General features: G+C 47.2%; 12 protein-coding genes. 9 read left to right on the forward strand and 3 right to left on the reverse strand.

The features are described 5' to 3' along the window. The first annotated feature begins 10 nt into the window (after positions 1-10). The 9 genes from L1N97_RS00885 (at position 11) to L1N97_RS00925 (ending at position 9,174) form a co-directional block, all read left to right on the forward strand. Positions 11-550, forward strand: a complete 540-nt coding sequence (locus tag L1N97_RS00885; RefSeq protein WP_229584980.1) for a YggT family protein — start codon at positions 11-13, stop codon at positions 548-550. Positions 551-622: 72 nt separating this feature from the next. Continuing rightward, positions 623-1,063, forward strand: coding sequence for a DUF4426 domain-containing protein (locus L1N97_RS00890; RefSeq protein ID WP_226749860.1), 441 nt, complete (start codon positions 623-625; stop codon positions 1,061-1,063). A gap of 9 nt (positions 1,064-1,072) precedes the next feature. Continuing rightward, positions 1,073-1,687 (forward strand): RdgB/HAM1 family non-canonical purine NTP pyrophosphatase, encoded by a 615-nt coding sequence (rdgB, locus tag L1N97_RS00895; protein ID WP_229584979.1) that lies wholly within the window; start codon positions 1,073-1,075, stop codon positions 1,685-1,687. After that, a complete protein-coding gene (gene hemW, locus L1N97_RS00900) occupies positions 1,684-2,826 on the forward strand; it encodes a radical SAM family heme chaperone HemW (protein ID WP_236128558.1) in 1,143 nt (380 codons plus the stop codon). The genes rdgB and hemW overlap by 4 nt, the downstream gene beginning before the upstream one ends. A gap of 24 nt (positions 2,827-2,850) precedes the next feature. After that, positions 2,851-4,710, forward strand: coding sequence for a DUF885 domain-containing protein (locus tag L1N97_RS00905; protein ID WP_236128559.1), 1,860 nt, complete (start codon positions 2,851-2,853; stop codon positions 4,708-4,710). Positions 4,711-4,791: 81 nt separating this feature from the next. Further along, complete coding sequence (locus L1N97_RS00910) at positions 4,792-5,754, forward strand: magnesium transporter CorA family protein (RefSeq protein WP_236128560.1); 963 nt, start codon at positions 4,792-4,794, stop codon at positions 5,752-5,754. A 12-nt stretch (positions 5,755-5,766) separates the two neighbouring features. Further along, a complete protein-coding gene (gene mgtE / locus L1N97_RS00915; protein WP_226749855.1) occupies positions 5,767-7,116 on the forward strand; it encodes a magnesium transporter in 1,350 nt (449 codons plus the stop codon). Positions 7,117-7,204: 88 nt separating this feature from the next. Further along, entirely contained in the window at positions 7,205-8,122 is a 918-nt protein-coding gene (rimK, locus tag L1N97_RS00920) for a 30S ribosomal protein S6--L-glutamate ligase (RefSeq protein ID WP_236128561.1), read from the forward strand. Continuing rightward, positions 8,122-9,174: a succinylglutamate desuccinylase/aspartoacylase family protein gene (locus L1N97_RS00925; protein WP_229584974.1), complete on the forward strand. Its 1,053-nt coding sequence runs from the start codon at positions 8,122-8,124 to the stop codon at positions 9,172-9,174. The genes rimK and L1N97_RS00925 overlap by 1 nt, the downstream gene beginning before the upstream one ends. A 48-nt stretch (positions 9,175-9,222) precedes the next feature. Here L1N97_RS00925 and L1N97_RS00930 read toward each other — a convergent pair whose 3' ends face one another. The 3 genes from L1N97_RS00930 to L1N97_RS00940 all read right to left on the reverse strand — a co-directional run bounded on the left by L1N97_RS00930 (position 9,223) and on the right by L1N97_RS00940 (position 12,181). Continuing rightward, the gene (locus L1N97_RS00930) at positions 9,223-9,921 is read right to left on the reverse strand and encodes a DUF2884 family protein (RefSeq protein WP_226749852.1); all 699 of its coding nucleotides are present in this window, start codon (positions 9,919-9,921) and stop codon (positions 9,223-9,225) included. 165 nt (positions 9,922-10,086) lie between these two features. After that, positions 10,087-11,691 carry a DUF342 domain-containing protein gene (locus tag L1N97_RS00935; RefSeq protein WP_236128562.1) on the reverse strand — a complete coding sequence of 535 codons (1,605 nt, stop codon included), beginning with the start codon at positions 11,689-11,691 and terminating at the stop codon, positions 10,087-10,089. A 154-nt stretch (positions 11,692-11,845) separates the two neighbouring features. Continuing rightward, on the reverse strand, positions 11,846-12,181 hold the full coding sequence (locus L1N97_RS00940) for a hypothetical protein (protein ID WP_236128563.1): 336 nt from the start codon (positions 12,179-12,181) through the stop codon (positions 11,846-11,848). Between the last annotated feature and the right edge of the window lie 35 nt (positions 12,182-12,216).

The raw sequence follows: 12,216 nt of genomic DNA on the forward strand, positions 1-12,216 counted from the left end.
AGAAGCTCAAATGGAAGCAATACAGTTTTTAGTGCATACCGCTTTTACACTCGCCATTATGCTGATGTTAATTCGCTTTTGGTTACAGTTGGTTAGAGCCGATTTTTACAATCCGTTTAGCCAGTTTGTGGTAAAAGCCACCAACCCCGTTGTACTGCCTCTGCGCCGGGTGATCCCCAGTATGGGTAAACTCGACACCGCCACCTTATTAATCGCTTATTTACTCGCAACAACCAAGTTTATTGTGTTGCAGTTATTATTTTCTGTGTCGTTACAAATTGGGCCAAGCTTTATTTTAGGTGGCTTGCTGTTAATGAAAGAGATCCTCAGCTTAATTTTCTGGATCTTATTAATTCGCGCCATTATGAGCTGGGTCAGCCAAGGCCGTAACCCGATGGAACAAGTGTTTCAACAATTAACCGAGCCGATGCTCTCGCCGATCCGTCGCATCTTACCGCCGATGGGCGGCTTAGATTTATCGGTGTTGATCGCCTTAGTCGCGCTAAAATTTATTGAGTTGCTGTTCGCGGGCTGGTTCCGCGGTTTATAAGCTCGGTACTCGAACGGTTTTTTAAGGCCGCCTAACGGCGGCACATTTCTCACCAAAAGCGGAGTTATCAAGATGCAACAACGCACAACGCATTACTTACTGTATCTGCTTATGCTAAGCAGTTTTTTGTTTGCGGGTACATTGCAAGCTGAACAAAAAAAACAGTTAGGCGATTGGGATATTCACTACATTGCTTTTAACTCGACGTTTCTGACACCGGAAGTGGCCAGAGCCGCAAATCTAAGCCGCAATAAAAACAACGCGATCATTAATATTTCGGTACTGGATACGCAAACTCAGCAAGCACAAGCCGTGATTATTAGCGGCATAGCCCGAAACTTATTAGGGCAACAGCGCAGTTTAACCTTTCGTGAAATTAAAGACGGTGCAGCCATTTATTATATCGCTGTCATGCCGTTTCGTAATGAAGAGCAGTTTCGTTTTAGCCTCGACATTCGCCAAGGTAATACCCGTCAGCAACTGAATTTCGAACAAAAACTTTATACAGAATAAGGCTTAGGCATGAACAAAGTGGTATTGGCAACCGGAAATAAAGGCAAGGTGGCAGAGTTAGCCGCAATGCTCGCCCCTTTTTCGTTAGACGTGGTCACGCAAAGTAGCTTGGGCGTGAGCGATGCTGACGAAACCGGTTTAACCTTTATTGAAAACGCCATTTTAAAAGCCCGGCATGCTGCCGCCATTACCGGCCTACCGGCCATCGCCGATGACTCCGGCTTAGCCGTCGCGGCCTTAGCCGGCGCACCGGGTATATACTCGGCGCGTTATGCCGGTCAGGGGGCGAGCGATCAGCAAAACTGTGAGAAATTGCTCAGCGCTTTAGTTGATGTCCCGCCAGCGCAACGTCAAGCAACCTTTCATTGTGTGTTGGTGTATTTAAGCCATGCAGCCGATCCAACGCCACTGGTCTGTCACGGTCAGTGGCAAGGTGAAATTGCCTTAGCTGCTCGCGGTGAAGGTGGCTTTGGTTATGATCCCATTTTTTATCTGGCCGACTTAAATAAAACCGCAGCAGAGCTGAGCGCTGAGCAAAAAAAGCAGCGGAGTCATCGAGCGCAGGCCTTGCAGCAACTGGTAAAACTAATGTCATTAGCGCAAAGCAATAAGGCGGCATCTTGAGTTTGCAATTACCGCCTTTAGCACTGTATATCCATATTCCTTGGTGTATTCAAAAATGTCCCTACTGCGACTTTAATTCGCATGCAGTGAAACAAGGCATTCCTGAGCAAGAATATATTGCGCATTTACTCAATGACTTAGATGAAGATTTACACCTAGTTCGGCAACGCCCTTTGCACAGTATTTTTATTGGTGGTGGCACGCCAAGCGTGTTTAGTGCTGACGGCATCAAACAGATCCTCGACGGTGTGTTAAGCCGTATGCCCGCGCAACCCGAACTTGAAGTGACGATGGAAGCTAATCCTGGGACTTTTGAAGCAGAACGTTTCGCCGGTTATGTCGCGGCGGGTGTTACGCGCTTCTCGATTGGTGTACAAACGTTTCAAGCGGCGCAATTAAGCGCGCTGGGGCGTATTCATAACGCCGATGAAGCGTGTCGCGCGGCTGAGCTAGCCGCAACCTTACCGCTGAAAAGTTATAATCTGGATTTAATGCATGGCCTGCCGGGGCAAACCGTCGCTGCTGCGTTAGATGATTTAGCCCAAGCCATTGCATTACAACCACCGCATTTATCTTGGTATCAGCTGACCATTGAACCGAATACCGCTTTTGCTTCAAAACCCCCGACCTTACCTGATGACGATATCCTTTGGGATATTCAGCAACAGGGTCTGGCTTTATTAAGCGCGGCGGGTTATCAGCAATATGAAACCTCGGCCTACAGTAAAACAGGTCATCAGTGTCAACATAACTTGAATTACTGGCGCTATGGCGATTATCTTGGTATTGGTTGTGGTGCACATGGCAAGATTACCTTACCCAGCCGCAACAGTATTTTGCGTACGGTCAAAGTAAAACATCCGAAAGGCTATATGGATTTAAGCCGTAGCTATCTGGATGAGCGCCAGCAAGTGGAGCCGGAGGATCGCCCCTTCGAATTTTTTATGAATCGCTTTCGCTTGCTTGAGCCTTGTCCGATGGCCGACTTTACGGCCTTTACTGGCTTACCCTTAAGCTATATCACGCAGCCAATCACCACCGCCATTAACAAAGGTTTGCTGCGCGAAATTCCGGGTCATTGGCAAATCACGCCTTTAGGGGCACGTTACCTAAACGATTTACTGACCTTATTTATTTAGATGCGACAAGATAAAGGAAGCACAATGCAGAAAAAACCTAAATATACTCTGGCCTTATTGCCACTGCTGTTATCTGCCGCCTTAGTTAGCGGTTGCGGCCCAAAACCTGCTGAGACGAATGTCAGCGAGCCCGCTTCGCAACAGCAGCAAGTGGATGTGAATGAGCGCGCCAATCAACTCTTTGAACGCATTTTTAATGAACGTGTGCAGCGTAGTCCAATTTTACAAACCAGCTTGGGCATCAAAGATGATTATGATAAGTGGCAAGATCTGAGCGACAGTGCCTTCGCTGCAGAATTAGCACAAACGCGTCAACATCTTTTATTGTTAGCCACCATCGACCCTGCTGAATTAGATGCACAAACCCGCCTGAGTTATCAGTTAATGCAGCAGCAATTACAAGATATGCTGACCGATGCAGAGTGGCGTTTATACAGCTACCCTGTTAATCAGATGTATGGCGTGCACTCACAAGTGCCTTCGGTATTAATTAACCAGCATAAAATCAGTGATATCAGCGATGCAAAAGCCTATATCGCTCGGTTAAATGCCGTACCCAAATTATTCGAGCAGTTAAAAGAGCAATTAAAACAGCGCGCTGATGTGGGCATTATTGTGCCAAAGTTTGTTTTTCCGCATTTAAAAAGCGCTAGCGAAAACTTGTTACAAGGCGCCCCTTTTACTGAGGAAGGTGATAGCACCCTTCTAAGCGACTTTACCAGCAAGGTCACCGCGTTAAATTTGCCAGCTGCAGAACAAAAACTGCTGTTAGATGAAGCGAAGGTCGCGCTTTTAACCAGCGTTGGCCCGGCTTATCAGCAGTTAATCAGTTATCTTGGCGAGCTAGAAAAATTAGCCGGTACCGATGATGGGGTTTGGCGTTTTGAAAAAGGCGCGGCGTTTTATCAAAATCGTTTAAACCGTATGACCACCACCGATATGGATGCCGCCACCATCCATCAGTTAGGCTTAGATGATGTCGCTCGCATTCATAAAGAAATGCAGGCCATCATGCAGCAAGTCGGTTTTGCGGGTAACTTAGCCGAGTTTTTTGTGTTTATGCGCGAAGCGCCGCAATTCTATTACCCTGAAACCGCAGAGGGGAAAGCCGCTTATTTAGCCGAAGCCACCGCGCTTATCGATAATATGCGCACCCGGCTAGATGAGCTGTTTATCGTGCAGCCGAAAGCGCCGATGATTGTCAAAGCGGTTGAGCCGTTTCGCGAAGCCAGTGCCGGTAAAGCCTTTTATCAGCGGCCATCAATGGACGGCTCGCGCCCAGGTATCTATTACGCCAACTTGTATCAAATGAGCAGTATGCCCATTTATCAGATGGAAGCGCTGGCCTATCACGAGGGTATTCCGGGACACCATATGCAATTGGCGATAGCGCAAGAGCTGGAGGGTATTCCTAAATTTCGCCGTTTTGGTGGCTTCACTGCCTATATTGAAGGTTGGGGTCTATACTCTGAACTGGTGCCAAAAGAAATTGGGCTCTATCAAGATCCCTATTCAGATTTTGGCCGCTTAGCGATGGAGTTATGGCGCGCAGCGCGGTTAGTGGTTGATACCGGTATTCATGCTAAAGGCTGGACACGTGAACAAGCCATCCAGTATTTAATGGATAACACACCGAACCCCGAAAACGATGCGATCAAAGCTATCGAACGTTATATTGTGATGCCAGGTCAAGCCACCGCTTATAAAGTCGGCATGATGAAACTGCTAGAATTACGCCAGCACGCGAAAGAGCAATTGGGCGAGCAGTTTGATATTCGTGAGTTCCATCAAGTGGTTCTGGCTAATGGTGCCGTGCCGTTGGATGTGCTTGAGCAATTAGTTAACGACTATATCCGCGAGCGCAGCACGTCAAACGCCAGTTAAGGCCAACCCTCTGGACCCCACTGCCCAACATGTCTTGCCGTGTTGGGCAGGATTAAAAACAAAAAACCAATAAGGTCCTGCATGATTACATTATGTTTTTTTGATCACGAATCGGCTACTTGGCAACAACGAAAGTTAAAAGCCTTATCTGATGGCTTTCAATTTACCAGCCCGATCTGGATCGATTTATCTGAGGCGAGTATTGAAGAAGAGCTGCATGTGATGCAGAAATTGGCGATTGCGCCAACCATGTTAGAAGATTTTACACGCCAGCGTCACCCGCCTAAGTTTGAAGCCCAAGACGACTTTTCTTTACTGATTTTACGGGGTTATGCTGATCCTGACTTTAGCGAGCTGACCGAAAGCGCACAGATCAATTTATTATTTTCTCGCGATATTCTGATCAGTAAAATTCAATGTCACGATCCTTTACTCGCCAGCCAATTACAACCGCAATTAGCGGAGAAAAAAAATGCCACCGTCAGCGATTGGGTTAAGCAAGTTATCCTTGCCGTATCGGCCAGCTACTTAGGAAAGCTGCTGATTTTTGAGGACGAATTAAGTGAGCTCGAAGATGTTATGCTGCAAAAAGGTGACGATGAACTGATGTCGGCCATGATGCGCTACCGATCGGTATTACGCAAAGTCAGCCGCAACTTAGCTTACCAAAAAGATATTTTTGCCGAAGCCAGTTACGAAGAACTGCATCCAATGAGTAAAATGTTTCTTAGCACCGATGTGCGTGACTTTTATGAGAAATTTGAACGACTGCACTCCATGACCGACATGTATTATGATCAGCTAAGCGATTTAGTGGATGGTTATATGTCGACAACGTCGCATCAAATTAACGAACGTATGAAAGTGTTAACCATGGTCAGCACGATTTTTATTCCCTTAACCTTTATTGCCGGCATTTATGGGATGAATTTTGCTAATATGCCAGAGTTGATGCATAAAAATGGTTATTTTATTGCCTTAATCGTGATGTTTTTTGTCGGGCTGGGTAGCCTAATCTGGTTTAAGTTCAAGAATTGGTGGTAACAAGGAGTCTATATGGTAGAGAGCCAACATCTTGATATTGAAGAAATTGTCCGTGACAGTTTCGATGAAGACGAATTAAATCAGCTGCTGACTCGGTTAACCGAATTAGAACCGTCTGAGCTGGCGTTAGCGTTAGAGTCTATGCCGCTAGAGCAGCGGTTAAACTGTTGGCTCGGCTTAGCAGCAGAAGATCAAGTCAGTGCCTTGACCCATATGCGGGTCGATGCGCGTGAGAACATTTTCAAACAACTCGATGATCAACAACTGCGCACCCTCGTTGAGGAAATGGAAGTTGATGATTTACTTGAGTTATTGGAAGAATTGCCCCCTCGCCTTTACGATTATGCCTGCTCGCGCCTAGACGCCAGTCAACGCCGTTGGCTAGAGATCGCGTTAACCTATGATGAAGATCAGTGTGGTCGTTATGCCGATCATGACTTACTGATCTTAAATAAAAACGCGCGTGTGCGTGATGCCATTCGGCTGTTTCAAAGTTTGCCTGAAGACGCTGAATACCAAGAAACCTTATTTGTGATTGACCGCACCGGCCGCTATGCCGGACAAGTCTCCGCCAGTCGCTTGCTGGGTCGCGGTAGCCATTTGCCGATTGAAAGCTTTATTGATGATGAAGCCCCGGTCGTTGATGGTCAGTTAGATTTAGACCAAGGCTCAGATATGGTCTCTCGCTCTGGGTATACCGCCCTAGCGGTCGTCTCTGCCGAGGGCAAATTACTGGGCCGCTTATCCATAGGTGAAGCATTAGAGAATGTGAGGCGCAGCCTAGAAAGCCAATTCATGCACACCGCCGGTTTAGATGAAGAAGAAGATTTATTCGCACCGGTCTTTATTAGTGCCAAACGCCGCGCGGTGTGGCTCGGCATTAATTTACTCACCGCATTTTTAGCCGCTTGGACTATCGGCTTATTTGAGGCGACATTACAAGAAGTGGTCGCCTTGGCCGTGCTGATGCCTATTGTCGCCAGTATGGGTGGCATTGCGGGCAGTCAAACGCTAACGCTGATGATCCGCGGTTTGGCGCTCGAACAAATTACTGAACAAACCTATGTTGCGCTACTGCGCAAAGAGATTGGCGTTGCCGCGTTAAATGGCTTGCTTTGGTCAATCGTTATCGCGGTGATCACGTTCTTTTGGTTTGGTAGTTGGCTGATTGGCGGCATCATTGGTGTGGCGATTATTATCAATATTATTATTGCGGCTATTTGCGGTGTCTTTATTCCTCGCTGGTTAGATAAACTGGAAATTGATCCGGCCTTATCGGGTTCGGTTATTTTGACCACCGTGACCGATGTCGTCGGTTTTTTTGCATTCCTAGGGCTGGGTTCGCTATTTTTACTGGCATAATAGCCTGCCGAATTCCTGACAATCGACCGATTGTCAGTCCCCTGGTGTTTAGTGTCTGCGCCAACCTGGCGAGCAGGCAGGAGCCTTTATGAAAATAGCGATTTTGTCGCGTAACGCTGAGCTGTATTCCACCAAACGATTGGTAGAAGCCGCTACTCACGCTGGCCATGAGGTCAGAGTGCTCGACCCGTTAATGTGTTATATGAACATTAACCGCAGTAATTCCTCGATTCACTACAAAGGTGATGTGCTCGAGCGCTTTGACGCGGTGATCCCGCGCATTGGTGCTTCAATTACCTTTTATGGCACCGCAGTACTGCGCCAATTTGAGATGATGGGCGTGTACTCGCTAAATGAATCAGTCGCCATTGGCCGCGCTCGCGATAAATTACGCTCATTACAATTATTAGCACGCCAAGGTATTGGTTTACCGATCACGGGCTTTGCGGATAAGCCCGGTGATATTCCCGATTTAATTGACATGGTCGGCGGTGCGCCGCTGGTCATTAAACTGTTAGAAGGTACCCAAGGTATTGGCGTGGTGTTAGCCGAAACCCGCACCGCGGCAGAAAGCGTGATTGATGCCTTTATGGGCTTAAACGCGCATATCTTGGTACAAGAATATATTCGCGAAGCGAACGGTGCTGATATTCGCTGTTTCGTGGTGGGCGATAAAATCGTGGCCTCGATGAAACGGCAAGCTAAAGCCGGCGAGTTTCGTTCAAACTTACATCGCGGCGGCAGTGCCACTAAGATCACCCTTACGCCAGAAGAGCGTAAAACCGCCTTAGCGGCAGCGCAAACCATGGGCTTAGATGTAGCGGGTGTCGACTTACTGCGCTCTAATCATGGCCCGGTGGTCATGGAAGTCAATAGCTCACCGGGGTTAGAAGGCATCGAAACCACCACCGAAAAAGATGTGGCCGGCATGATCATTCGCTATCTAGAAAAAAAGGTTGCGAGCCATCAAAGCAAAAAAACCCCTAAAACTAAAGGCACCGGCTAATGAGTACAACTCGTCCCCCTTTTATGCTGGCCAATACCTATATCGCTGCAGGGGAACGCGCGGTAGTGGATATTCCCTTTGGTAAGCTTTATACCCACACAGAGCTGAATATCGGCGCACATGTGGTGCATGGCCGCCAAGAAGGGCCAGTGTTGTTAATCACGGCGGCCCTGCATGGTGATGAAATAAACGGGGTCGAGATCTGTCGACGTTTGCTTAAACTGCCAAGGTTAAGTCGGCTCAAAGGCACCTTAATCGTCGTGCCTATCGTCAACACCTATGGCTTTGTGCAGCAATCACGTTACCTGCCCGATCGGCGCGATCTTAATCGCAGTTTCCCCGGCAGCGAAAAAGGCTCGCTGGGTAGCCGCATGGCATTCCAATTTACCAATCAAGTGTTGTCAAAGTGCAGCCATGCCATCGATTTGCACACGGGGGCCATCCATCGGGCAAACCTGCCACAAGTTCGCGCCAGCGCCAAAGATAAAATGGCGCTGCGCATGGCAGAGAGCTTTAACGCACCGATTATCGTCAAAGCCGCTACACGTGATGGCACCATGCGCGGCACGGCCAATAATATGGGCATTCCCATTTTGTTATATGAAGCAGGTGAAGCACTGCGCTTCGACGAGCAATCGATTAAAATCGGCGTGCGTGGCATTGTTAACGTGATGCAAGATCTCGGTATGCTGAGTCGCTTAAAACGCGGCAAAAAAACAGACTCACTGTTTACTAAAAAAAGTAGCTGGGTGAGAGCTGAGCACGATGGTATCGCCCGCTATTATGTCAGCCTGGGGCAAACGGTACAGCAAGGTGATTTACTGGCTCATATTTACTCACCCTACTCTGATTTTGAAGTGGCTATTCACGCCACCTTAGCGGGAGTGGTGATTGGCCGCAATAACTTACCGCTAGTCAATGAAGGTGAGGCGTTGTTTCATATCGCCGAAGTCAGCTCATTGGAAGAAGCGGAAAAGACGCTGGATGCGATCAGTGATGAAGTCGATAACTCGATGCCGGTATCGCTGCAAGATGAGTATGGTGTGGTATAAGCGCCGTTACAGCGCCTGAGGTAAATAGTCCGTCTAAGTCGCCCACGGCTATTCGGGCTTTTCAACCACCACGTCAAACTGCGCAAGGCTGGCAATACGCTTTTGCAGTTTTGATTCAATATGGTCAAGCTCGCGCATGCGTTGGCAAAACAGGGCTGATTTCGCTTCAAGCTCTACCATTTTTTCGTCCATACCCAAGGTGATCTTTTCCATCAATTGATTCACAGACTGCCAATCTTGAGTTTCGGCTCGCTCAAAGTTGTTATCTGATTGACGTAACGCATCGCGCAATGCGCCCCACACAGCACCGACAGTGCGCCGCGCTAAGCTGGTTAACTGCGGTTTGAGTTCACGATTAAGAAAGTTGTCTAACTCGTTCAAGCTTTGCGGCGCCAGATAAAAGTGGTCGCCACTGCGCACAAAACGCGATAAAAATTGAAAGGTTGTTTCACGGATCAGCGCGCGCCACTCGTCTTGCTGCGATTGACTACCCACGCCAGCTAACATGGCTTCGATACTGGATAACCCCACTTCAACACCATCGACGGCTAAGCTAACAATCTCAGGCACGAACTTACGTAAACCTTCGGCATATTGCTGCAGTAAGCGCTGTTCTTCTTCACTGAGTGTTTGCAACTCACCGCGCACAAACAATTGCTGATCATGATTGATTTGCACGTGCGTACGATTATTTTGCATCATACGAATATGCTCAGGCGAGATTAATACGCCATAACGAAATGCCATATTACAATTGGCTGCAGCCGGAAAACAAAATAATAACAGTAAAACGAGAAGTAAAGGCACCGCACAAACTCAGTTATTGAATACCGATATAGCATAGGAAAAAAGCAGACATTTTACACGACCTATTAACGCAAAGTAGCTCCAGCTGGTCGCATTGCGGCTATGTTACAAGGGTTCAATCAGCGGACGCCCCTCACTGATCTTAATTCGAGAAGGGCTATGCTCACGTCGCGTACGCACACTCTGTGGTCCAAACTGCACTTCAACGGCAGAAAACAACTGCTGTGTAACCTTAATTTCTAAGGTTTGCAAAATTTGTTGGCGCTGCTCTTCAAGAGCTTTTAGCTCAGTGATCAAGGCTTTAACCAACTCTCGTTGTTGCTGAAAGTCCAGTTCAAACATTTGTAATTGCGGATCACCTTTACCCGCGGACGCTTTACGTAGTTGCTCAATTTGTGCTTTGCACTCTTCAAGCTCGTGTCGACTCAGCACCAACTGCTCTCGAAGTAAGCGTTGTTGTTCCAGTAAAGGCGTAATTAAGCGGTTTAATTGAATTATCACCGGACTATTTGACGGCGAACCGAGCTGACCGCAACTAAGGCCGTTTGCCAGCAAATAATGACCACCGACAATTTTACCGTTAATTTTATCCTCACTACCCGCCAAAACCGTTTTGGCTTCGACCTTGCAGTGCATTAAGTATTTACTGGCAAAGAGTGATCCCTGACAATGTAATTCAGAGTATTGTGCTAACGCGCAATGAATATCGCCCTTGGCTTTAACAACCGTCGTAAAATGTTGATCCCCTTCACTGACTTGATGGCCAATAATAGAGCCATCAATCACCACATCACCACCGGCTTCGATCAATTCCCCTTCAACGACACCTTTGATGTAAACATTGCCACCTGCCAGCACTTTCATACCGGCTGCGACGTTACCGGTGATCACCACTGAGCCTTTAAAAATGATATGACCTGAGCCTAAATCGACTTGAGAGGTATTAAAAACGTCATCTACGGTTGCACCATGCTCAATTGAGCGAGGTAACCCTTCTTGCTTCGCCAGCAATAGGTTTGGATCGTTGCTACTTAGCGCCACGCCACTGCCTAATTGCCATTCGATAATCTTACCAGGTTCAGCCGGCGTTTTTTCGCCGGTCACGGTATAGCCCGCCTCACCTAGCGTGGGGGGTAAGCGGCGCATCAAAGGATCGCCGGCAACGACAGAAGGGACACTGCCAAAATCACGCAAGTCCACTTTATGAATAGAATCGACCTGTGGTCGCTTACGTCTTACCACCATGTCAGGAATTAATGGATCAAAACGGGAATCCAAACCATCCTTAGCCAGTCGGCCAGTGGCAATTTCAGCCTGTAGCTGCGCACCAGGCTCTGCCTGACTGCTGGTTTGGATTAATTGTATTATCTGCTCTTTTTGAAAGCCAAAAACAATGCCAGCCTCTTGCGCCGCTTTCACCAATGCATTGGCAGCCAATGGCGCGCCGCCATACGCCGCAGTAACGGTCGCCGTAGCTGACATCTTGTCTTCAGATAATTGAAAGGTTACTTCTGCTGGGCGTTTTTCAGCAATGGGATAAACCAGCTCTTCGCTATTTTCAAGCAAAGTCTGTTGTTGCACTTGTTTACACAAGGGGGCGTATTCGGCTAGCAAGGCGTCGATTTGTGCTTGCAGCACATAACAGCGGCCATAACCTGCGTCTATTAATGCTTTGCGGATCAGTTCAACACTGATAGCAGTAGCAGACACCGGCACCTTTATTATTATTTTAAGTTTGTGCTCAGTAAAATGCATAAGTAACCCGTTATCTCAGGTTAAAGATAAAGCAAAAGGAAACATGACACGATATAACAATAGCATTAACCCTGCGATAAAGCAGGGTTATAGGGTGAAATACAGCGCTTTAGATATAATTATCCTGGTGTAAACGAATAAACATATCGTTGTCTTTTTTGGTGTAATCAATTTTATATTCTTTGTTATTTAACGCTTGGATAAACAACAATGTTTTTGTTTCACCAAATACATCAATACTGGACACATCAACCAGCTCCATGTATTGCTCTTTAGCTTCTAAGCGACTGCTTGGCACTTCATCTTCAAACACCTTAACGCCATGCCGAGTGACGATCAGCGTTGGGTTAGTATCATCATTGATGATAATCAAATCCAACTTCTTATTTTTATGAATAATGGTGTTACGGCCACTCACCAAAAATGCTTTGTCATAACTACTCATTTCAACCCTGCCAGCTAACTAGTATGGATGTATTA

It is taken from the genome of Rheinheimera sp. UJ63 (assembly GCF_021568285.1).
Classification (GTDB): Bacteria; Pseudomonadota; Gammaproteobacteria; order Enterobacterales; family Alteromonadaceae; genus Alishewanella; species Alishewanella maricola.